The 21,509-nt window shown below is 58.0% G+C and carries 19 protein-coding genes; 11 read left to right on the forward strand and 8 right to left on the reverse strand.

What is annotated here, in order from left to right; translation table 11 throughout:
* The first annotated feature begins 3 nt into the window (after nt 1-3).
* The 3 genes from CKF42_RS06275 to CKF42_RS06285 all read left to right on the forward strand — a co-directional run bounded on the left by CKF42_RS06275 (nt 4) and on the right by CKF42_RS06285 (nt 3,195).
* On the forward strand, nt 4-609 hold the full coding sequence (locus CKF42_RS06275) for a DsrE family protein (RefSeq protein WP_046102356.1): 606 nt from the start codon (nt 4-6) through the stop codon (nt 607-609).
* Between the two features lie 31 nt (nt 610-640).
* On the forward strand, nt 641-1,249 hold the full coding sequence (locus tag CKF42_RS06280) for a DsrE family protein (protein ID WP_009088786.1): 609 nt from the start codon (nt 641-643) through the stop codon (nt 1,247-1,249).
* Between the two features lie 380 nt (nt 1,250-1,629).
* Nucleotides 1,630-3,195, forward strand: a complete 1,566-nt coding sequence (locus tag CKF42_RS06285; protein WP_009088788.1) for a sensor domain-containing diguanylate cyclase — start codon at nt 1,630-1,632, stop codon at nt 3,193-3,195.
* 74 nt (nt 3,196-3,269) lie between these two features.
* Here the strand turns inward: CKF42_RS06285 and bcp are convergent, their stop codons facing one another.
* Nucleotides 3,270-3,737: a thioredoxin-dependent thiol peroxidase gene (gene bcp / locus CKF42_RS06290; protein ID WP_009088790.1), complete on the reverse strand. Its 468-nt coding sequence runs from the start codon at nt 3,735-3,737 to the stop codon at nt 3,270-3,272.
* A gap of 156 nt (nt 3,738-3,893) precedes the next feature.
* Entirely contained in the window at nt 3,894-4,475 is a 582-nt protein-coding gene (locus CKF42_RS06295) for a glycine cleavage system transcriptional repressor (protein WP_009088792.1), read from the reverse strand.
* A 143-nt stretch (nt 4,476-4,618) separates the two neighbouring features.
* On the opposite strand from CKF42_RS06295, the gene dapA reads away from it, so the two are divergent.
* The 6 genes from dapA (at nt 4,619) to ypfH (ending at nt 11,132) form a co-directional block, all read left to right on the forward strand.
* Nucleotides 4,619-5,497, forward strand: a complete 879-nt coding sequence (gene dapA / locus CKF42_RS06300) for a 4-hydroxy-tetrahydrodipicolinate synthase (RefSeq protein WP_009088794.1) — start codon at nt 4,619-4,621, stop codon at nt 5,495-5,497.
* A 14-nt stretch (nt 5,498-5,511) separates the two neighbouring features.
* The gene (gene bamC / locus CKF42_RS06305; RefSeq protein ID WP_009088796.1) at nt 5,512-6,543 is read left to right on the forward strand and encodes an outer membrane protein assembly factor BamC; all 1,032 of its coding nucleotides are present in this window, start codon (nt 5,512-5,514) and stop codon (nt 6,541-6,543) included.
* Between the two features lie 145 nt (nt 6,544-6,688).
* Nucleotides 6,689-7,402 carry a phosphoribosylaminoimidazolesuccinocarboxamide synthase gene (purC, locus tag CKF42_RS06310; RefSeq protein WP_009088797.1) on the forward strand — a complete coding sequence of 238 codons (714 nt, stop codon included), beginning with the start codon at nt 6,689-6,691 and terminating at the stop codon, nt 7,400-7,402.
* Nucleotides 7,403-7,532: 130 nt separating this feature from the next.
* A complete protein-coding gene (locus CKF42_RS06315) occupies nt 7,533-8,396 on the forward strand; it encodes a neutral zinc metallopeptidase (RefSeq protein WP_009088799.1) in 864 nt (287 codons plus the stop codon).
* Nucleotides 8,396-10,378 (forward strand): tRNA(Met) cytidine acetyltransferase TmcA, encoded by a 1,983-nt coding sequence (locus CKF42_RS06320; RefSeq protein ID WP_111207800.1) that lies wholly within the window; start codon nt 8,396-8,398, stop codon nt 10,376-10,378. Before CKF42_RS06315 ends, CKF42_RS06320 begins: the two co-directional genes overlap by 1 nt.
* Before the next feature lie 73 nt (nt 10,379-10,451).
* The gene (gene ypfH, locus CKF42_RS06325) at nt 10,452-11,132 is read left to right on the forward strand and encodes an esterase (RefSeq protein ID WP_009088803.1); all 681 of its coding nucleotides are present in this window, start codon (nt 10,452-10,454) and stop codon (nt 11,130-11,132) included.
* Nucleotides 11,133-11,162: 30 nt separating this feature from the next.
* Here ypfH and CKF42_RS06330 read toward each other — a convergent pair whose 3' ends face one another.
* From CKF42_RS06330 to narQ, 6 genes are all read right to left on the reverse strand, one after another.
* A complete protein-coding gene (locus tag CKF42_RS06330) occupies nt 11,163-11,351 on the reverse strand; it encodes a YpfN family protein (RefSeq protein ID WP_009088805.1) in 189 nt (62 codons plus the stop codon).
* A 22-nt stretch (nt 11,352-11,373) separates the two neighbouring features.
* On the reverse strand, nt 11,374-12,501 hold the full coding sequence (gene dapE / locus CKF42_RS06335; RefSeq protein ID WP_111207801.1) for a succinyl-diaminopimelate desuccinylase: 1,128 nt from the start codon (nt 12,499-12,501) through the stop codon (nt 11,374-11,376).
* Between the two features lies 1 nt (nt 12,502).
* Complete coding sequence (locus CKF42_RS06340) at nt 12,503-12,871, reverse strand: ArsC family reductase (RefSeq protein ID WP_111207817.1); 369 nt, start codon at nt 12,869-12,871, stop codon at nt 12,503-12,505.
* Between the two features lie 578 nt (nt 12,872-13,449).
* The gene (gene acrD, locus CKF42_RS06350) at nt 13,450-16,566 is read right to left on the reverse strand and encodes a multidrug efflux RND transporter permease AcrD (RefSeq protein WP_111207802.1); all 3,117 of its coding nucleotides are present in this window, start codon (nt 16,564-16,566) and stop codon (nt 13,450-13,452) included.
* 167 nt (nt 16,567-16,733) lie between these two features.
* On the reverse strand, nt 16,734-17,363 hold the full coding sequence (locus CKF42_RS06355) for a response regulator (RefSeq protein WP_058957420.1): 630 nt from the start codon (nt 17,361-17,363) through the stop codon (nt 16,734-16,736).
* 68 nt (nt 17,364-17,431) lie between these two features.
* Nucleotides 17,432-19,120, reverse strand: coding sequence for a nitrate/nitrite two-component system sensor histidine kinase NarQ (narQ, locus tag CKF42_RS06360; protein WP_111207803.1), 1,689 nt, complete (start codon nt 19,118-19,120; stop codon nt 17,432-17,434).
* A 253-nt stretch (nt 19,121-19,373) separates the two neighbouring features.
* On the opposite strand from narQ, the gene CKF42_RS06365 reads away from it, so the two are divergent.
* Both CKF42_RS06365 and ansP read left to right on the forward strand, forming a co-directional pair.
* Complete coding sequence (locus tag CKF42_RS06365) at nt 19,374-19,646, forward strand: YdgH/BhsA/McbA-like domain containing protein (RefSeq protein WP_058957421.1); 273 nt, start codon at nt 19,374-19,376, stop codon at nt 19,644-19,646.
* Between the two features lie 280 nt (nt 19,647-19,926).
* Entirely contained in the window at nt 19,927-21,423 is a 1,497-nt protein-coding gene (gene ansP / locus CKF42_RS06370) for an L-asparagine permease (RefSeq protein ID WP_009088814.1), read from the forward strand.
* Nucleotides 21,424-21,509 lie beyond the last annotated feature (86 nt).

Consider the following 21,509-nt stretch of genomic DNA (forward strand, 5'->3'; position numbering starts at 1 on the left):
GTTATGCGTTCAGCTATTTCGTACGCGTTAATCGCCATTATCGGTGGCGTAGTGGGTGCGGCTGTTACACAGAGTGGCACTATTTATGACAAAGTCACACGCCATTTTGCCTCAGAGCCTCAGGAACCCGCCGGATTCTGGAGTACACCGGCGATTGAAGGCTACGGCAAAATTCATTATGAGCCTGATGCCGCTTTTAAGCCGGTGCCGGGTCTGAGTAATAAAATTGTTTTTCAGATCACCCGCAGCGATGGCGCGATGACCGCACCCAATCTGGGACTGGAGCGCGTCGCGCGGGTAGTGAATCTTTATATCGCCTCTGGCGTTCCGGCCGATCAGCTGAAGTTTGTGGTTTCGGTTACCGGTGACGCGACCCCCGCCATGCTGGATAACACCCATTTCAAACAGTTTTATGGCATCGACAATCCCAACCTGAAGCTGATTAACGAGCTGAATCAGGCGGGCGTCAAAGTCTCCGTGTGCGATCAGTCGGTGGCCTTCCACCACTATCCCAACAACTGGATTGATAAATCCGTTGTGCATGCGCTTTCCAGTCCAACCACGGTCTCAACGCTGCAAAACCAGGGGTATGCGTGGCTGGCAATGTAATTAACGTTTTATTTAATCGGGAGAATATCTGATGCGTCCAGCAGCTTTAGTGGTGGTGGCAGCCGTCGCGGGATTTATTGGCGGCAATGTTTTACAGCTGCCCGCTTTATTTGGTAAGGCCAGCGATAAACTGGCGGAGAATAAAACCGAGCCTGCCGACTTCTGGAGTACACCAGCAATTGAGGGCTACGGCAAAATACATTATGTCGATACGCCAGCCTTTAAACCCGGCACAACGACAGGCCTGAGTAATAAAATCGTCTTTCAGATCAACCGCAGTGAAGGGGATATTCGTAAGCCGAATCTCGGTCTGGAGCGCGTCGCGCGTGTAACCAACCTCTATTATGCGGCGGGTGTGCCGCTCGACCAGCTGAAATTTGTGGTATCCATTAACGGCGACGCGGTTTCATCTGCCCTGAATAATGCGCAGTTCAGCAAAGCCTACGGTGTCGATAACCCGAACCTGAAATTAATCAGCGAACTGAAAAAAGCGGGTGTGCAGGTCACTATCTGTGACCAGTCAGTGGCGTTTCACCAGCTGGAGCGTGACTGGATCGACCCGATGGTCACCCACACGATCTCCAGCGGCACCACGGTCGCCACCCTGGAAAACAGCGGTTACGCCTTCCTGATGCTCTGATCCTCCTGACAGCGGCGTTATTGCCGCTGTCATCTGCTGTGCTTTGCTTTCCTGTAAGGCGGACCGGTCTTACTCCTTTCTTCTTACCGGATGCACCCTGTCGCTTCAGGCTGGCCTTAATTGCCGCGCCTCCCACAATAAAACGTCATGTTTACCGGGATTCGGGACCACTATCTATCGTGATTTTTCCCTGTCAGATGGGAAGCCCTGATCATTAAATCAGTGCCAGGATAATTTGTATTTAGTCGGCTGAAATTTGTCTTAATGCTGCTCAAAAAGGCCAGCAGGGTGTAGACTTAAGCCCGGATTATCAGCTGGCTTTCATTAAAAAAATAATCAGGCATTCATGACATGACTTCCTTCTTCGGGGCGGCAACGCCATGCTAAAGCTGTTTCGGCCTAAAGCCGATTTGCGCAATCTCATCGCCCTGCTGGTCATTGTCAGTATTGTCATTACGCTCGCCAACACACTTTACGCCACCTGGCGGGTGCAGCGTCAGGTGCTGATCGATTCCACGCTTGAAGCTAACCGCGCCTATGCCGCCAAGCTCGCCTCTACCAGCGAAATCTTCTTCCAGCTGGCGCAGTCACAGCTGCACTTCAGCGCCAATCAGCTCAGCCGTGACTTCAATAATGATGCGTTGCTGAGCAGTGAGGTCAACCGCCTGCGTGAGCAGACCACCAGTTTTAACTCGGTGGTGGTGGTGGACGGGCAGGGTGTGGTCAAAGCGATCTCGCCTGAGTCCCTGACCCTGAAAGGCATGCATCTCACCAGTGATGCCTCGCGCGAAGCGCTGACGCTGCGGCAGCCGGCAATCAGCAAACCGACGCTGTCACCGGCTAATAATCTGCTGGTGTTTGTCTCATGGCCGATCTGGAGCGAACAGGGCGACTATCTGGGCTACGTCGGCGGCACCATCTATCTGAAAAAGAAAAGTATTCTGAATGCGCTGCTGGGTGAACAGTTCTACCGCGATGGCACCACGGTCTATGTGCTCGACAGTAATAATGAGGTGCTGTATCACCAGAATCGTCAGCTGGTGGGCAAAACTCTGCCTGCCATCGTCAGTCCCAACGGTGAGGAGACTAACGGCTCGCTGATGATGACCGGTGCGGGAGAATCCACGCAGCTGGCAGGCTATGCCGTCGTTCCGACCACCGGCTGGACGGTGGTGGCCCTGAAGCCCATCAATGCCACGCTCGATCCGCTCTCCGGGCTGTTAATGAAAGTGCTGAAAAACTCGGTGCCGTTTGCACTGCTGACCCTGCTGGTGGCTGTGGTGCTGGCGCGACTGATCGCCCGCCCGCTGTTTCAGCTGGCGCGCAAAGCCAGCCGGATGGATGCGCAGGGCGTCTCTAAGGAGATTGGCGGTATCAGCGCCTGGTACTTTGAGGCCGCACAGGTGAAGCGCGCACTGCTCACCGGTATCGGCCTGGTGCAGGACAAAATCGGCCGTCTCAGCTCAGAAGCGCAGACCGATCCGCTCACCCAGTTGCTGAATCGCCGCGGGCTGAACGCGGTCCTGGAGTATTACCGCACGCTGCGCCAGCCTTTCGCGGTGCTGGCGCTGGATATCGACCATTTCAAAAACGTTAACGACAGCTGGGGCCATGACGTCGGTGATCGGGTGATTCAGCAGGTGGCCAGCACGCTGCGTGCCAGCGCCCGTCACTCGGATGTGGTGTGCCGCAACGGTGGGGAGGAGTTTCTGATGCTGCTGCCAGGAACGTCGCTGGATGAAGCGCAGGTCATCGCAGAGCGGGTGCGGCAGGGCATTGCAGAAGCCTGGCTCAGGGATGTGGGGCGGATTACCCTCTCTATCGGCGTCGCGGCCTGGAAAGGAACGCAGGATGCCGGGCTGGAAGTGAGCCTGAAACAGGCGGATGCCGCGCTTTATGAGGCAAAGAATGCCGGGCGCAACTGCGTCATCGTGGTCCGATCTTAACGGTTCGGGAAGCGGGGAGGGCGGGAAAAGAGAAAGAAGAAGGGCGCGGCACCCAGGCTACCGCGCCCTTAAGATCAGGCGGACTTGACGTAATCCAGCACCATGTCGTGGTGATTCGAGGTCTTGAAGTTATCAAACACTTTCTCAACCTTGCCCTCTGCATCCACCAGGAAGCTGATGCGATGAATGCCGTCATAGGTTTTACCCATAAACGTTTTTTCACCCCAGACGCCAAACGCCTGGCAGACTTCATGGTTTTCATCTGAGAGCAGGGTAAAGTTCAGCAGCTCTTTTTCCGCAAAACGTGACAGTTTTTCCGGTTTGTCGGTGCTGATACCCAGCACTTCCACACCCGCTTTTTTCAACTCATCCATGTTGTCACGCAGACCGCACGCCTGCACGGTGCAGCCTGGCGTCATCGCTTTCGGGTAGAAGTAGACCAGAACGCGCTGTCCCTGGAAGTCGGTCAGATTCACTTGTTCGCCGTCCTGATCGGGCAGGCTAAATGCGGGTGCGGTGTCACCGGCTTTCAGTGGATTCATCACATCTCTCCATTTTTTTATTCAGGCTGTGGGTAATACACCATCCAGCGAAAAACAACCAGAGGGAACGTTACCATCAGGGGGTATTTCACCACATAGCCGGTCACGTTTCAGTGGCAGTAATGTGGAGAAATAACTCCGGTTTATTTGCAAAGCTTAGCGCACCGCGCTGACAGATTCGCTGCTGTCGGCGTCTGACACACTATAGAGGCGCAGCGTGCCCTGGGCATTCAGCTCCTGACACAGCGCATTGAACGCCTGCTCAAAGGTGGTGCCGCTGGTGCGTGTCGGACTGTGTGCCGTCATCTGAATATAGAGTGTCGGCGGCAAACTCTGTTGCGCGGGGGTGATGCGCGACACCAGTTCGGCCACGTTCATCTGATGCTTATCAATGAGATCGGTAAAGCGCTCGATGATGTGCGGTGAATCGGCGACCTCAACCTGGATAAAGGCGGTATCCGGCATCGGCGGGCGTAACCGCGCGTTGGTACGCTTCATGACGATCAGCAGCTCCAGCTCTGCCCCTTTCAGCGGCAGCGTCGATTCAATTAGCGTGATCGCATTCCAGCTGCCGGACAGCAGCATGATAAACGTGAACTCATCCCCGAGCATGGCAAGACGACTGTCTTCAATATTGCAACCACAGCTGCTGACGTGTCGGGTAATGGTGTTGACGATACCCGGACGGTCAACACCGAGGGCGGTGATCACCAGATGATGGGGCTGAGATTGCGACAAAATGGCTTTTCCTCTGCTTTCGCTAATAACCATAAGGTAAACATAAAAAAAACTGCTGACAAGCGCGGGAATAGCGTGGCTTGCTTGCTTTTCCCTAAGCGTAAAACGTACCATGAAGCACTTGTTTGTCGAGGGGATCGCCAATGTTTACGGGAAGTATTGTTGCACTCGTTACGCCAATGGATGACAGCGGTAATGTCTGCCGGTCGAGTCTGAAAAAACTGATTGATTATCACGTCGCCAGCGGCACCGCGGCGATCGTTTCCGTCGGCACCACAGGCGAGTCTGCCACCCTGAGTCATGAAGAGCATGGCGATGTGGTGATGCTGACCCTGGAACTGGCCGATGGCCGTATTCCGGTGATTGCCGGAACCGGGGCTAATGCCACCGCTGAAGGCATCTCCCTGACGAAGCGTTTTGAACATTCCGGCGTGGTGGGTTGCCTGACCGTCACCCCTTACTATAACCGCCCGACGCAGGAAGGGCTGTTCCAGCACTTTAAAGCGATTGCTGACAGCACCAGCCTGCCACAGATGCTCTATAACGTTCCCTCACGTACCGGTTGTGACATGCTGCCGGAAACCGTTGCCCGCCTGGCCGAAATCAAAAATATTATCGGAATCAAAGAGGCAACCGGGAACTTATCGCGGGTTAGTCAGATCCAAGAGCTGGTTAATGAAGATTTCATTCTGGTGAGTGGCGATGACGCGACGGCACTGGACTTTATGCAACTGGGCGGCAAAGGCGTCATCTCGGTGACCGCGAACGTGGCTGCGCGCGAAATGGCGGAAGTCTGCCAGCTCGCACAGCAGGGCAATTTCGTCGAGGCACGCCGCCTGAATCAGCGTCTGATGCACCTGCACCAGACGCTTTTCTGTGAACCCAATCCTATCCCGGTGAAATGGGCAGCGAAGCAGCTGGGATTAATCGCTAACGACACGCTGCGTCTGCCAATGACGCCACTGACAGCAGCCAGCCAGCCGAAAGTGGAACAGGCGCTGGTGAAAGCGGGTTTGCGATAATTTAGGGAGTTTGAATGAATTACTCAGTAAAGCGGTCAACAATTGCCACAGTGGTGGGGCTTTCTACCCTGATGCTGTTGTCGGCCTGTTCAACCGATCAGCGTTATAAGCGCCAGGTCAGCGGCGACGAATCCTATCTTCAGGCCAGTGAACTGCATGAGCTGAAAGCGCCTGCCGGGATGATCCTGCCGGTGCAGCGTGGCGACTATGATGTGCCCCGCACCGCCAGTCAGGGCCCTACCGGCAAGCAGCTGGACATCCGTCCGCCAGCACAGCCGCTGGCACTGATGAACGGCACCCGCGCGCAGTTCAGTAACAACACCGGCGCGCTGATCATTGATAACAGCCGTGGCTCGGTCTGGTCGCAGGTCGTCAATGTGGTGCAGTCCTACAAATTCCCGATCGCCTCCCGCAATGATGCCGGTCAGCAGCTGACGACCGACTGGGTTCAGTGGAACCGTGCGGATGAAGATCAGCAGTACCGCGGTCGCTACCAGATCAGCGTGCAGTCGCAGAGCTATCAGCAGCTGCTGACCGTGCGTCTGCTGGAGCTGCAGCAGGATGGGAAAACCATCACTTCACCTGCCCAGATCCAGCGTTACACCGCGCAGATGCTGAATGACATCAGCACCGGCATGGACAAGATCGATACCGCCAGTGAAAACGCGGCATCCGGTCGGGTGAACGGCGCGATCGATGTGCAGAGCGGTGCCGATGATACCGGTCTGCCTATGCTGATCCTGCGAACGCCTTACAACGTGGCCTGGCAGCGTCTGCCAGACGCAATGAAACGCGTTGGCATGGAGGTGACTGACACCACCCGCTCCACCGGCAGCATGAAGGTGACCTACAAGTCACTGAGCAGCAGCGACTGGGATTCCGTGGGCGCGAAAGATCCGGAATTGCCGAACGGCGATTACAAAGTGCAGGTCGGCGATCTCGACAACCGCACCAGTCTGCAATTCATCGACCCGAAAGGGCATGTGCTGACCCAGTCGCAGAACGATGCGCTGGTGGCCGTGTTCCAGGCGGCGCTGAACAAATAAAGTTGCCTCAGGCCGGAGATTCTCCGGCCTTTTTATTTTGTTTTTGGCATAATAGCGCGCGGCGAAGTAAACGATTGCGTCAAGGCAATCGCCGCAGCGGCGCTGGCCGCTGAACACCCGTTATTTCAAGTCTGGAGTGAACAAGATGCAAAAGCGAGCTGAGTTGTATCGCGGTAAAGCGAAAACCGTATACAGCACCGATAACCCGGATCTGCTGATACTCGAATTCCGCAACGATACGTCAGCAGGTGATGGCGCCCGAATCGAGCAGTTTGATCGTAAGGGAATGGTTAACAATAAGTTTAACCACTTCATCATGACCAAATTGCAGGAAGCGGGTATCCCGACCCAGATGGAAGCGCTGCTGTCCGATAATGAGGCGCTGGTCAAGAAGCTGGAGATGGTACCAGTAGAGTGTGTGGTGCGTAACCGCGCCGCAGGATCGCTGGTAAAACGTCTGGGCGTGGAAGAGGGCATGGTGCTTAATCCGCCGCTGTTTGATCTTTTCCTGAAAGATGATGCAAAGCATGACCCGATGGTCAACGAATCCTACTGCGAAACCTTTGGCTGGGTCAGTAAACAGAACCTGGCGCGGATGCAGGAGCTGACCTTTAAAGCTAACGAGGTGCTGAGCAAGCTGTTCGACGAGGCGGGTCTGATTCTGGTCGACTTCAAACTGGAGTTTGGTCTGTTCAACGGTGAAGTGACGCTGGGCGATGAGTTTTCCCCGGACGGTGCGCGCCTGTGGGACAAAGAGACGCTGGATAAAATGGACAAAGACCGTTTCCGCCAGAGCCTGGGGGGTGTAGTGGAAGCCTATGAGGCGGTGGCACAGCGACTGGGCGTTAAACTCGACTGAGTCTGACGACCGTGCAGAACATAAAAAGGAGAGCCCCGGCTCTCCTTTTTTCATTTTGGCGTAAAGCTGGTGATTGCTTCTTCGCACAACTAAAATCATGCCATCTGAAGATTATCAAAGGGAGTAGAGCATGCGCTGGCAAGGGCGTCGCGAGAGCGACAATGTAGAGGACCGTCGCGATCAGTCATCCGGTTTTGGCGGCGGCGGACGCCAGATTCGTCTGCCACGTGGCAAAGGTGGCATCGTGCTGCTGATTGTGGTGGCGGTAGCAGGCTATTACGGTTACGACCTCACCGGACTGCTGACCGGCGGCGACGTGGCACCGACCAGTCAGCAGCAGCGCAGCGTCAGCGCCAATGATGATGAGGCGGCGAAATTCACGAAGGTGATTCTGGCTACCACTGAGGATACCTGGGGCAAACTGTTCCAGCAGATGAACAAGCAATATGTGGCCCCGAAGCTGGTGATGTATCGCGGCGCAACCCGCACCGGCTGTGGCACCGGCCAGTCAGTGATGGGACCGTTTTACTGTCCTGCTGACCAGACCGTCTACATTGACCTCTCCTTCTACGACGAGATGAAGACGAAACTGGGCGCGGGCGGAGACTTTGCTCAGGGGTACGTGGTCGCCCATGAAGTGGGTCACCACGTGCAGAAGCTGCTGGGCATTGAGCCAAAAGTGCGTGAAATGCAGCAGGGCGCCAGCCAGACGCAGGTCAATCAGCTCTCCGTCAAAATGGAACTGCAGGCGGACTGTTTTGCCGGTGTCTGGGGACACTACATGCAGAAGGAAAACATCCTGGAAGCGGGCGATCTGCAGGAGGCGCTGAATGCTGCCGAGGCGATTGGTGACGATCGTCTGCAGCAGAAAGGTCAGGGGCGCGTGGTGCCGGACAGCTTTACCCACGGCACCTCTGAGCAGCGCTACACCTGGTTCAAGCGCGGATTTGATGGTGGCGATCCGGGACAGTGCAACACCTTCGCCAGCAACTGATGTCTCTGCCACAGCAGACGCAGCTAATGCAGCAGGCCGGTGTCCGTCGTCTGGCGGTGATCAGCGGCGACCCGGCCTGGTGTGTGATGCGGGCCGCAGAGTGGCGTGAAATGCTCCCGGGCGACTGGCTGCAGGTGAGTCCTGAACCGCTGTTTACAGGTTCCTCTGACGCTCCCGAACCGCATAAACCGCCCGGAGCGCTGCGAACGCTGCTTGGCCGCGAGTTTCATCACGCCATTTTTGACGCCCGACAGGGCTTTCATGCCGAGGCTTTCGCTGCGCTGGCGGGGACGCTCAGCGCCGGTAGCTGGCTGTTACTGCTGGTGCCGCCCTGGGGACAGTGGTCGCAGCAGCCTGATGACGATAGCCTGCGCTGGGCAGATGTTGCGGAACCGATCGCGACGCCCGGTTTTGTTCGCCATCTGCAACAGCTGATAATCGGCGATAAGCAGGTGCTGCTGGCGCGTCAGCATCAGCCTGACCGTTTTCCGCCCCCACCGGACTGGCCGCACTGGCACTGTCAGGCACCGCAACAGCAGCAGGCGATACTCGATCAACTGGCGACGATGCCTTCCGGCGTCGCGGTCCTGACGGCCGCCCGCGGACGGGGCAAATCGGCGCTGGCGGGCATGCTGGCCCGGCAGAACGGGCAGTGCCTGGTGACCGCCCCGGCCAGAGCCTCCACGGAAGTGCTGGCGACCTTTGCTGCTGAGGCTTTCCATTTTATGGCCCCGGATGCCCTGCTGGCGTCTGATCCCGTACCAGCGGCGTCGTGGCTGATCGTGGATGAAGCGGCGGCCATCCCGGCTCCGCTGCTGCAGGCGCTGGTCAGCCGCTATCCCCGCGTCCTGCTGACTACCACCGTGCAGGGCTACGAGGGGAGCGGGCGCGGGTTTATCCTTAAATTCTGTGCCGGGCTGCCGCAGGCACGCTACTTCACGCTGGATGAGCCGCTGCGCTGGTCGCGTCACGATCCGCTGGAGCAGTGGCTGAATGCGGCGCTGCTGTTTGAGGATGCCGCTGCCGCCACGCCCGCTTCTGCCGTGACGCCACACCCGGTCCCGCGTCACGATTTCCCCATGCTGGAGGCCGCCTATCGTCTGCTGACCAGCGCGCATTACCGCACCTCGCCGCTCGATCTGCGCCGCCTGCTGGATGCACCGGGTATGCAGCTGTGGCGGGCAGGGGAGCCGCCGGGTCTGCAGGGGGCGCTCTGGCTGGTGGAGGAGGGCGGGCTGGAGCCCGCCCTGGCGCAGGCGGTCTGGGCAGGCACCCGGCGACCGCGCGGCAATCTGGTGGCGCAGTCGCTGGCCGCACACGCGGGTCTGGCTGAGGCGGCGACCCTGCGCTCGCTGCGCATCAGCCGGATTGCCGTGGCCGCGGAGAGCCGCCGTCGGGGAATGGGGCAGCAGCTCGTGGCCGCTGCCGCCCGCGCCGCCGCCGATCGCGACTACCTCTCGGTCAGCTTCGGCTACACTGAATCTCTCTGGTCATTCTGGCGCGCCTGTGGTTTTACGCTGGTACGGATTGGCAGTCAGCGTGAGGCCAGCAGCGGCTGTTATGCGGCGATGGCCATCCTGCCCTGTTCTGCAGCCGGCGAGGCATTGCAGCGTCGCGCGGCAGAACAGCTGGCGCGTGACTGGCCGCTGCTGCGTCAGCACATCGCGCTGGAGCTGCAGTTTGAGGCGAGGTGTGATGATGGATGGCGTGCGCAGGACATCCAGCTGGCCGCGGGTTTTGCCTGGGCGCAGCGCCCACTGGAAGCGAGCCTGCCGGTGTTGCAGCGTCTGGTGGCGGCCAGTGCGGCACCAGACTCACTGCTGGCCGCAGCGGTAAGCACACCGAATGCGTTAAGCGGGCTGGCACACCAGGCGGGCATAAGCGGACGCAAGGCGCTGATTTCGGTACTGCGTCAGCAGGCGGCAGCCGCCCTGGAAAGTCTGGGCATTCGGCAGGATGCGCTGCACCCGTCGTTGAAATAATTCGACCAGCGGGTTCAAATAATCCTCATATCATTCTTTGCCAGCTGGCGTAGAGTGAATAACGGAGGTCACTATGACACTGAAATATGTAATCGTTCAACAGCCTGCCACCACGGCTCAGCTGTTTCTGCTCTACCATGGCGTAGGCGATAACCCGGATTCTATGGGTGAGATTGGCAGCTGGTTTGCCCGGACATTTCCTGAGGCGCTGGTGGTTTCTGTTGGCTCGCCGGCTGCGGGCCGTCAGTGGTTCAGCGAGGCTGAACTGCACGATATGACGCTACAGCAGCGGGTTAACGCGGCGATGCCACAGTTTGTGGAATCTGTGCGTCACTGGCAGAAAAAAAGCGGTGTGCGCCCGGAAGCAACGGCGTTAATCGGTTTTTCCCAGGGCGGCAGTATGGTGCTGGAAGGGGTAAAAGCCCATTCCGATCTGGCCGGCCGCGCGGTGGTGTTCAACGGCCGGTTTATTACCCTGCCGGAGAAAGCCAGCACCCGTACCACGGTTCACCTGATCCACGGTGATTATGATGAGCAGATTCCGGTGTTTCATGCGCAGCAGGCGGAGCAGCGACTCACCGCCAGCGGGGGCGACGTCACGCTCGATATCGTCGACGATCTGGCGCACGCTATTGATGACCGCAGCATGACGCTGGCGCTGAATCATCTGCGCTACACGGTGCCAAAACGCTACTTCGATGAAGCGTTAAGCGGGGCAAAACCCGGTGACGATGATGTCATTGCGATGATGTAAAAATGCCCCTGCAGAGCAGGGGCATTTTCGTTACTTCTTCTTCGGCCAGTCGTCTTCGTCATCCCACTTATCGTTAAAGTCACGGTGGGGCGGCAGGTCAGGTTTGTTATCCATGAATTTTTTATGGTCGATCCGTTTCAGATCTTTATAGACATTCATCAGCACGCCAACCATCAGCAGGATCACCAGGATCCACCAGTAATCTTTGATAAATTCCATTTGCTGCTCCTTTACATCGCCATCAGGCGATCAGTTGTTCCATGATGCGTTGGTACATCCGGCTTAGCATCTGCAGGTCGGAAGCTTTCACACACTCATTGATTTTATGAATGGTGGCATTCACCGGCCCCAGTTCCACCACCTGCGCCCCCATCCGCGCGATAAACCGGCCATCGGAGGTGCCGCCCGTCGTCAGCAGCTGCGGCTTAATTTCATTATAGTGCGCTACCGCTTTCACGACGGCATCAACCAGCTTTCCGCGTGAGGTCAGGAAGGGCTGACCTGAAAGTTTCCACTCAATGGTGTAACGCAGCTGGTGACGATCCAGCAGTTCTGCGACCCGCTGGCGGATCATCTCATCGGTGAGTTCGGTGCTGAAGCGGAAGTTGAACTGCACAAACAGCTCGCCGGGGATCACATTGTTGCTGCCGGTGCCCGCCTGGACGTTGGCAATCTGCATACTGGTGGCCGGGAAGAACTCATTACCCTGATCCCACTCCGTCGCCACCAGCTCATTCAGGGCAGGCATCGCGCGGTGAACCGGGTTGTCAGCCAGATGCGGATAGGCAACGTGACCCTGCACGCCATGTACCATCAGGTTGGCGGTGATCGAGCCGCGTCGGCCATTTTTTACCACGTCACCCACTACTTCGGTGCTGGAAGGCTCACCGACCAGGCAGTAGTCGAGGCGTTCCCGGCGCGCCATCAGCCGTTCCACCACTTTTACCGTGCCGTTGGCACCGCTGGCCTCTTCATCAGAGGTGATCAGAAAGGCGAGTCGCCCTCTGTGATGGGGACGGGCTGCCACAAAACGCTCGGCCGCGACGACCATGGCTGCCAGCGATCCTTTCATGTCGGCCGCACCGCGCCCAAACAGCATGCCGTCGCGGATGGTGGGTTCAAACGGCGGGTTAATCCAGCGGCTGGCATCGCCCGGCGGCACCACATCGGTGTGACCGGCAAACGCCAGCGTTTCCCCTTCGCCACGGGTGGCCCAGAAGTTCAGGGTATCGTCGATGTTCATCGTCTCAATCTGAAAGCCAATGGATTCAAGACGGGCGATCAGCAAAGCCTGACATCCGGCATCATCGGGGCTGAGAGAGGGACGACGAATAAGCTGCTGCGTCAGCTCAATGACCGGGCAAAACATATTATGGCTTCTCCTGAATAGCATTCTGATAGGTGGCTTCGCTGAAACCGGCGAGCAGGCTGCCATCCGGGGCGCGCAACAGCGGACGCTTAATCATGGCGGGATGCGCCAGCATCAGCGCTTTGGCGCTGCGGGCATCGGTCACCGCGTCGCGGTCAGCCTCGGGCAGTTTACGCCAGGTAGTGCCGCGGGTATTGAGCAGGGCTTCGTAGCCCAGCGCATCGATAAATTCCTGCAGCAGTGCATCGCTCAGGCCATCGACCCGATAATCGTGAAAGTGATAATCAACGCCTGCATCTGTTAAAAAGCGCCGGGCTTTTTTTATGGTGTCGCAATTTTTTATCCCGAACATCACCCACTGCGTGCACATCGCCTGATCCTTATTGTTATGAAGCGCGTTAAGCTGAAAAAGCAGCCAAAGCGCGAGTTTAGCATAGTGTGATCCGTTGCGGCATCTGCCCTGACGGCTGATCGTGCGTAAAGCGAGCCTCAGGCAGAGGATCATTTCCCCCCGGGTAAACGCTATCAATTCAGCGGGCAATCATTACCCTGCTCATCATTTCGCTATTAAGAATTTCGCCATGTTGAAAAAATCGTCTACCGCTGGGTTAATAGCGAAATATTTCCTGCGTAGTCAGGAGGTTGCTGAAATGTGCGTCAGCTTACAAAATCCGCAATATTCATGTTTTCATCGCTGCTGCCGATAGTGATAACAGGTGTAAACGTATTCACCTGGCGAAAAAAAACGCGTAATATTGCCAGCACAATAAGAGAGGGCATTATGATTGACACTGAAATGGGAACCTGGAAAGAATTCATCGAAGCGATGTTACGCAACAAGTAACACGTGGAGATTAAAGCAGGACATTCCCGCTTGCTGACATTCTTACCACACACAGAAATAAGGCGGCCGCTGATCTCAGGGGCCGCTTTTTATTGGCTCCGCATTCAGTCATGCGGCTTCTCTTTCAGCGGGAAGCGACGGCGTACCAGCACAAAGAACAGCGGCACGAAATAGATCGCCAGCAGCGTCGCGGAGATCATGCCGCCCATCACGCCGGTTCCCACGGCATGCTGGCTGCCGGAGCCTGCTCCGCTACTGATCGCCATAGGCAGCACGCCAAAGATAAAGGCCAGTGACGTCATGATGATGGGCCGCAGGCGCTGACGCGACGCCTCCAGCGTAGACTCCACCAGCTCACGCCCTTTGCTGTTCATCTCACTGGCAAACTCGACAATCAGGATGGCGTTTTTCGCCGACAGGCCGATTACCGTCAGCAGGCCCACCTGAAAATAGACATCATTTTCCAGCCCGCGCAGCCAGGTGGCGATCAGCGCTCCGACGACGCCGAGCGGTACCACCAGCATCACCGAGAAAGGAATCGACCAGCTCTCATAGAGCGCGGCCAGGCAGAGAAAGACCACCAGCAGCGAAATGGCATAGAGCGCCGGGGCCTGTGAGCCGGAGAGGCGCTCCTGATAAGAGGCGCCACTCCACTGGAAGCCGACACCCAGCGGCAGGGCGTTAACCAGCTTCTCCATCTCATCCATGGCAGCGCCGCTGCTCACGCCACTGGCGGCTTCGCCCACGATCTCCAGGGATGAGTAGCCGTTATAACGCTCAAGGCGTGGCGAACCGGTCTCCCAGCGGCTGGTGGCAAAGGCGGAGAAGGGCACCATTTTGCCGCTGCTGTTGCGGACATACCATTTGTCAATGTCGTCCGGCAGCATGCGGAACGGAGCGGCGGCCTGCACATAGACCTTTTTCACCCGGCCGCGATCCAGAAAATCGTTGACATAGCTGGAGCCCCACGCGGTGGTCAGGGTGTCGTTGATGGTATCCAGTGACACGCCCAGCGCCTGCGCTTTGCGCGCATCCACATCGATCTGCAACTGCGGGCTGTCATCCAGGCCATTGTGCCGCACCCGTGACAGCGCCTTATCGTTGCCCGCCATCTCCAGCAGCCTGTCACGCATCGCCATCAGCTGGGTATGACCAATGCCTCCGTGATCCTGCAGCTGCAGATCAAAGCCGGAACTGCTGCCCATACCGGTGATCGCGGGGGGACTGCTGGCTATCACCCGGCCCTCTTTGATCTGCTGAAAGGCTCTGGTCGCGCGCTCGATAATCGCAAAGGAGGTGCGATCGTCACCGGGCCGCTCCTCCCAGTTTTTCAGCCGCACAAACAGACGCGCGACGTTCTGTCCGTTGCCGCCCGGGCCTGCACCGATGGTGGAGAAGACCGACAGTACGTTCGCTTTCTCCTGAGTCAGATAGTAGTGCTCCACCCTGGCGACCACGCGAGCGGTCTGCTCCAGCGTCGAGCCCGCCGGCAGCTGCACCTGCGTCAGGAATACGCCGCGATCTTCCAGCGGCAGAAACGAGGTGGGCAGGCGCAGAAACAGAAAGGCCATCAGGCCGATAAGGCCGAGATAGAGCAGCAGCCAGCGACCGCCGCGGCGCAGAATCGCCGCGACCCCGCGCTCATAGCGCTCAGCATTGCGGTTGAAGTGACGATTGAACCAGCCAAAAAAGCCGCGCGCCGCATGCTGTTCGCCCTGTGCCACCGGCCTGAGCAGCGTGGCGCAGAGTGCCGGTGTCAGGATCATCGCCACCAGCACTGACAGCACCATCGCCGACACGATGGTGATGGAGAACTGACGGTAAATCGCGCCGACGGTTCCGCCAAAAAATGCCATCGGCACAAACACGGCTGACAGCACCAGCGCGATACCCACCAGCGCGCCCTGAATCTGGCCCATCGATTTCCGGGTGGCGGCTCGCGGCGAGAGTCCCTCTTCGCGCATGATACGTTCCACGTTTTCCACCACCACGATGGCATCATCCACCAGTAACCCGATCGCCAGCACCATGGCAAACATGGTCAGGGTGTTGATGCTGAATCCGCAGGCGTAGAGCACGCTGAAGGTGCCAAACAGCACCACCGGCACCGCAATGGTCGGAATGAGGGTGGCGCGAAAATTCTGCATGAACAGATACATCACGCCAAACACCAGCACGATCGCCTCCAGCAGCGTCTTCACCACATCGGTAATTGACGCTTTGACGAACGGCGAGGTTTCATAGGCCACTTTTGCTTCCAGCCCGTGCGGGAAGTAGTGCGACAGCTCCTCAATGCGCGCCCGCACCAGCTTATCGGTGTTCATCTCGTTGGCGCCGGAGGCGAGCTTTACCCCCAGCCCCGAGGCGGGCTGACCATTGTAGCGGCTCAGATAATCATATTTCTCCGCCCCCAGCGCCACGCTGGCGACATCGCCCAGCGTCACCACGGAACCGTCAGGATTGTTCTTCAGGGTGATGGCCCGGAACTGCTCCGGGGTCTGCAGCATCGACTGCGCATTGACCGTAGCGTTCAGCGCCTGCTTCTCCACCGAGGGCAGGCCTCCGACCTGACCCACGGCAACCTGTGTGTTCTGCGACTGAATAGCCCTGACCACATCTCCGGTGGTCAGGGCATAGGCGATAAGCTTGTTGGGATCGAGCCAGATGCGCATCGCATATTGCGAGCCGTAGGCGTCCACCTGGCCGACGCCATCAATGCGGCTCAGGGGGTCCTGAATGTTGCTGGCGACATAGTCTGCAATATCCTGCTTATCCATGCTGCCGTCGGTAGAGACGAAAGCCACCATCAGAATGTTACTGTCACCGGTTTTGTTCACCGTGACGCCCTGTGACTGCACCGCCTGTGGCAATTTGCGCAGCGCAGACTGCAACTGGTTCTGCACCTGCTGACGCGCTTCATCAGGATCGGTTCCGGCGGTAAAGGTGAGGGTGATTTGCGCCTGGCCGGTGTTGCTGCTGTTGGAGGACATGTACATCAGGTTATCGATGCCGGTCATGTTCTGCTCGATCACCTGGGTGACCGTATTTTCCAGCGTCTGGGCCGATGCGCCCGGATAGTTAGCGGTAATGCGGACATTGGGCGGGGCCAGGTCGGGGTACTGCTCAATGGGCAGTGACCTGATCGACAGCGTGCCGCACAGGCACAGCAGAATCGCCAGCACCCAGGCAAAGATGGGGCGGTCGATAAAGAAATTCGACATTAAACCGACACTCCTCACGACAGTTAAAATCGACCAGGCCTGCCCGCTACGGGCGCACTGACAGACAAATCGGATGTGCTTTGTCACGATTCGCCGCCGCCATTCACTCTACGTGCGGCAGCGGGGGAAATCGTGGAGAAATTGAGGAGAAAGTGTAAATTCGTTGGCTATTTGCGGCTTTCCAGCCACATCACCGTGGCGGCGACACGCGAACGCACATCCAGCTTGCGCAGCAGATTACGGATATGCACTTTTACCGTCTCTTCCGAGATGTGCAGAATAGCGGCAATCTCTTTGTTCGACAGGCCGCGCGCGACCTCCTGCAGCACGTCCCGCTCGCGATCGGTGAGCTGACGCAGCGGATCGGCGCTGTGCTGGCGATTCGTCAGATAGCTGGCGACGCCTTCACTGAAGACTTTTTCGCCACGCGAAGCCTGCAGAATATGCGCCAGCAGGATCTCCGGTTCGCTGTCCTTGAGCAGATAGCCATCGGCACCGGCATCCACCATCGCAAAAATGTCACTGCGGGCATCAGAAACGGTCAGCACCAGAATGCGGGCGCTGATCCCTTCATGGCGCAGCGCCTTCAGCGTGTCCAGCCCGGACATGCCTTTCATATTCAGGTCGAGCAGAATGATGTCGGGCTCCTGACGGCGCGCCTCGGCCAGCGCCTCTGTGCCGTTATTCGCTTCGGCGACCACCGTCAGTTGCGGCTCCAGCGCCAGCAGCTGACGAATACCGCGACGCATCAGCGGGTGGTCATCCACAATCATCAGGGTTAATGCGGGTTGTTGCATAGTCTCTCCGTTTATCGGTTCAGTGAAACCGACAGTCTGTTCTGGCGAGTAAACCAGGCGGCGGCCCGTTACTCCAGCGGGCGGGCAGGCTGCGGCGGAAAGCGCAGTTCGACCCGGGTGCCCCGCGGTTGCGCGTGGATGGTCAGGTTGCCGCCCAGGCGCTGAGCGCGTTCCGCCATAATGGTCAGGCCATAGTGGCCGGGGGGTTCGTCGGTGCTGTTCATGCCCACACCGTCGTCTGTAATCGTCAGTAAGTGCTCACCTTTTTCACTGTGCTGATACTCCACCCGGATGACCTCTGCGCTGGCGTGACGTATCGCGTTCAGCAGCGCCTCACGGGCGATCTGCAATACATGCACCTGCTGCTGCGCTTCCAGACTCAGCAGCCCGGTCTGATAGTGAAACTGTATCTCTGCGCCACTCTTCTCCTGCAGCGAGGCGATCATCGCCTGCATCGCCGCGACCAGATCTGCCTGCTCAATGGTCAGGCGGAAGGTGGTCAGCAATTCACGCAGCTGCCGGTAGGCATCAGCCAGCGCCCGATCGAAGTCTGCAATGATAGTGTGCGCTGCGCTATCCTCTTTATCGACGGTGCGGCGCAGCAGGGTCAGCTGAATGCGTAAAAAGGAGAGCGACTGCGCCAGCGAATCATGCAGTTCACGGGCGATGGTGGTGCGCTCTTCGATCAGCAGCATCTGCTGATACTGCTGCTGCGCCTGCCAGATCCAGATAGCGCGTCCGAGCATCGCCGCGAGGCTGCGCATCAGCTCATCCGGGGGAGAGGCACCGGCTGTCTGCCAGCGCAGCTCGCCCATCGGCTGGTCGGCCTGCCGGACCGGCAGCCGCTGCCACTGACCTCCGGCCTCTTCATCACCGGCGCAGAACTGAAACTGATCGCTGTCGAGCCGGATAGCCGTCAGTTTTTCACGCGTCAGCACGCGGCTCAGGACGGCTTCAAACAGGGCCGGATGCAGCGGGCTGGCCGTCAGCATCTGTGAGCTGTCATAGAGCAGGGAGAGGGTGCGGTTCGCCTGGGTTAAATCTTCGGTCTTTTCACGCACCGTACTTTCCAGCAGCTTATAGTGCGAATGCAGGCGTGCCGCCATGCCGCTAAAGGCGTGAGACAGTACCCGCAGCTCATTCTGCTGTTCGACCTGCAGCGGCGGAAAAGCAAAATTGCCGCTCTCAACGTAGCGACTGGCGGTGACCAGCGCATTGAGAGGCCGTACCACCTGCAGGCGGGTAAAGCGAATCGTCATCAGCGCCAGTGCCACAATCGCAATCACCCCCACCAGGCTGCTGCCCGCCACCAGATGCATTTTCAGTTCGGTGTAACGCTGTAAGCCCAGCACAAAGCGGTCGATCTCGGCGACGTAAACCGGGATCTGATGCTGCCAGGTGACGGTATCGCCCTGCAGCAGCTGCTGTTGCAGGTCAGGCCAGGCGGCGCGCAGACGTTGATAGCGAGTGCTGACTTCACGCGGAACCCAGGGGCGATCCAGCTTCTGTAACACCGGGGAGTCCAGCGTCTGCTGATAGAGCGCCAGATGTTGCGGCAGATTCTGCGGCTGACGGCTGGCATCCCAGGCCATGCGGTAACTCTGCATACGCAGTGAACCGGCCAGATTGATCGCCTCTGCGTCGCGCTGACTGCTGAGCAGCGTGACCAGGGCCAGACCTGTTGTGAGCAGCGACAGCAGGACAATTGCACTGAGCGCCTGCGCGATGCTTTGAGTTACGGAACGTTTAACAATCACATGAATGGCCCTGTGGTGAGTGCGGGATTATAAAAGAGCAATCTCCTGACGCAAATGATCCTGCTGCGGTTTATCGCCCCTGTTGTGTCGGACCGAACAAAAAATGACCGCAACTGACAGTTCCCAGGATCGACGACGGTTCTGTGGTCAAAAAACAAACAGCTTTACACCGCCCCGATGTTGCTTTTCATTGCAGCGCTAATAATTCTTCCAGTCACTGACTTACCCCCGATTACAGATTAAGGAGCATCCCATGAAAAAACTGAATGCTGTTCTGGCGGGCGCCTTACTGACTACCGCCTCATTTACCACTTTCGCTGCTGCACCGGTCGATCAGGCCCAGGCGCAGAACCTGCAGAGCATCGGCAGCGTCTCGGTCTCCGGCGTGCGAGGCTCGCTGGATGATGCCAGCCGCCATCTGTCGCAAAAAGCGGAAGAGATGGGCGCCAGCCACTACCGTGTTATCGGCGTCGATAACCCAGGCGACTCCAGCCTGTGGAGCGGCACCGCAGAGATTTATCGCTAGCTATACCCTCCTGTTTCCATCCCTGTAGCTCTTACCGGCCTGAAAATGGCCGGTTTTTTTATTTTTGTGCATCATGACGGATTCTTACAAATCAGCCTGTGCATCCGCCCGGTATATTTTGCTTCGTTCCTGCATAACGGGTAGGATTCATCGCCGTAAATTCCCGCCTTGCCTGGCACTCACTCACAGGCAAGCGCACAGAGGAAAATACCCCATAACTCAGGGCATGACACCTGCATGGGGGAAGCGACGACTGATGGTCAGGACAAACAGGAAAGCTATGAAATCTAAAAAGAAAACCCCAGGCGAGTTGCGCGCTGCGAAACGACGCTGGCTCAATTCTCATGACGCGGGCTACCAGAAGGCTATGGGTAACCGGCACGTACAGATGATCGCAATCGGTGGTGCCATCGGCACCGGTTTGTTCCTGGGCGCAGGTGGCCGTTTGCAGGCTGCGGGCCCCGCCTTAGCCATCATCTATCTGGTGTGTGGCATTTTCTCCTTCTTTATTCTGCGTGCGCTGGGTGAGCTGGTGTTACACCGTCCCAGCAGCGGCAGCTTTGTTTCTTATGCCCGTGAGTTCCTCGGCGAGAAAGCCTCCTACGTGGCGGGCTGGATGTATTTCGTCAACTGGGCCATGACCGGTATCGTGGATATCACCGCCGTCGCGCTCTACATGCACTACTGGGGCGCGTTTGGTGATGTGCCGCAGTGGGTCTTCGCCCTGGGTGCGCTGGCGATTGTTGGCACCATGAACATGATCGGCGTGAAGTGGTTTGCCGAAATGGAGTTCTGGTTCGCGCTGGTGAAAGTGCTGGCCATCGTGGTCTTCCTCGTGGTGGGCGTGGTGTTCCTTGGCACCGGCAAACCGTTGGATGGCAACAGCACCGGCTTCCATCTGATTACCGACAACGGCGGTATCTTCCCGCACGGCTTACTGCCTGCGCTGGTGCTGATTCAGGGGGTAGTGTTCGCCTTTGCCTCGATCGAACTCGTCGGAACGGCGGCGGGCGAATGTAAAGATCCGCAGACCATGCTGCCGAAAGCCATTAACAGCGTGATCTGGCGTATCGGTCTGTTCTACGTCGGTTCGGTGGTCCTGCTGGTGCTGCTGCTGCCGTGGAACGCCTATCAGGCCGGTCAGAGTCCGTTCGTGACCTTCTTCTCAAAGCTGGGCGTACCTTACATCGGCAGCATCATGAACATCGTGGTGCTGAGCGCGGCGCTCTCCAGCCTGAACTCCGGACTCTATTCGACCGGACGTATTCTGCGTTCCATGTCGATGGGCGGTTCTGCACCGAAGTTCATGTCTAAGATGAACGGTCAGCAGGTGCCTTATGCCGGGATTCTGGTCACCATCGGCGTTTATGTCATTGGTGTAGTGCTTAACTACTACGTGCCGTCGCAGGTGTTTGAGATCGTCCTGAACGTCGCCTCACTGGGTATTATCTCCTCCTGGGCCTTTATCGTGGTCTGCCAGCTGCGTCTGCGTAAGGCGATCAAAGAGGGTAAGGCGGACGATGTGAGCTTCAAGCTGCCGGGCGCGCCGTTTACGTCCTGGCTGACCCTGCTGTTCCTGTTCAGCGTGCTGGTGCTGATGGCGTTCGACTACCCGAACGGCACCTATACCATCGCCTCTATTCCACTGATTGCCGTGGTGCTGGTGCTGGGATGGTTTGGCGTGCGTAAGCGCGTTAACGCTATCGCTGAAACCGAGCATGATCATCATGAAGAGGAGGCAAAGCCGACCCAGCTGGCGGATGAATCCTCCCGCTGATCGCCATTGCCGTCATCAGGCCAGCCTCCGGGCTGGCTTTTTTTTGGGCGCAAACCGGCGCCGCGAATTAGGATAGTTTTCCCGCC

This window comes from Pantoea sp. ARC270 (assembly GCF_003236725.1).
In the GTDB taxonomy this organism is placed as follows: Bacteria; Pseudomonadota; Gammaproteobacteria; order Enterobacterales; family Enterobacteriaceae; genus Pantoea; species Pantoea anthophila.

What these genes read in the sequence shown, in the direction of transcription:
- CKF42_RS06330 (WP_009088805.1), bottom strand. Translation starts at nt 11,351, where the DNA reads ATGGAATTTATCAAAGATTACTGGTGGATCCTGGTGATCCTGCTGATG.
- dapE (WP_111207801.1), bottom strand. Translation starts at nt 12,501, where the DNA reads ATGTTTTGCCCGGTCATTGAGCTGACGCAGCAGCTTATTCGTCGTCCC.
- dapA (WP_009088794.1), top strand. Translation starts at nt 4,619, where the DNA reads ATGTTTACGGGAAGTATTGTTGCACTCGTTACGCCAATGGATGACAGC.
- CKF42_RS06315 (WP_009088799.1), top strand. Translation starts at nt 7,533, where the DNA reads ATGCGCTGGCAAGGGCGTCGCGAGAGCGACAATGTAGAGGACCGTCGC.
- CKF42_RS06365 (WP_058957421.1), top strand. Translation starts at nt 19,374, where the DNA reads ATGAAAAAACTGAATGCTGTTCTGGCGGGCGCCTTACTGACTACCGCC.
- purC (WP_009088797.1), top strand. Translation starts at nt 6,689, where the DNA reads ATGCAAAAGCGAGCTGAGTTGTATCGCGGTAAAGCGAAAACCGTATAC.
- CKF42_RS06280 (WP_009088786.1), top strand. Translation starts at nt 641, where the DNA reads ATGCGTCCAGCAGCTTTAGTGGTGGTGGCAGCCGTCGCGGGATTTATT.
- bcp (WP_009088790.1), bottom strand. Translation starts at nt 3,737, where the DNA reads ATGAATCCACTGAAAGCCGGTGACACCGCACCCGCATTTAGCCTGCCC.
- CKF42_RS06285 (WP_009088788.1), top strand. Translation starts at nt 1,630, where the DNA reads ATGCTAAAGCTGTTTCGGCCTAAAGCCGATTTGCGCAATCTCATCGCC.
- ypfH (WP_009088803.1), top strand. Translation starts at nt 10,452, where the DNA reads ATGACACTGAAATATGTAATCGTTCAACAGCCTGCCACCACGGCTCAG.
- ansP (WP_009088814.1), top strand. Translation starts at nt 19,927, where the DNA reads ATGAAATCTAAAAAGAAAACCCCAGGCGAGTTGCGCGCTGCGAAACGA.
- bamC (WP_009088796.1), top strand. Translation starts at nt 5,512, where the DNA reads ATGAATTACTCAGTAAAGCGGTCAACAATTGCCACAGTGGTGGGGCTT.
- acrD (WP_111207802.1), bottom strand. Translation starts at nt 16,566, where the DNA reads ATGTCGAATTTCTTTATCGACCGCCCCATCTTTGCCTGGGTGCTGGCG.
- CKF42_RS06275 (WP_046102356.1), top strand. Translation starts at nt 4, where the DNA reads ATGCGTTCAGCTATTTCGTACGCGTTAATCGCCATTATCGGTGGCGTA.
- CKF42_RS06355 (WP_058957420.1), bottom strand. Translation starts at nt 17,363, where the DNA reads ATGCAACAACCCGCATTAACCCTGATGATTGTGGATGACCACCCGCTG.
- CKF42_RS06340 (WP_111207817.1), bottom strand. Translation starts at nt 12,871, where the DNA reads ATGTGCACGCAGTGGGTGATGTTCGGGATAAAAAATTGCGACACCATA.
- CKF42_RS06320 (WP_111207800.1), top strand. Translation starts at nt 8,396, where the DNA reads ATGTCTCTGCCACAGCAGACGCAGCTAATGCAGCAGGCCGGTGTCCGT.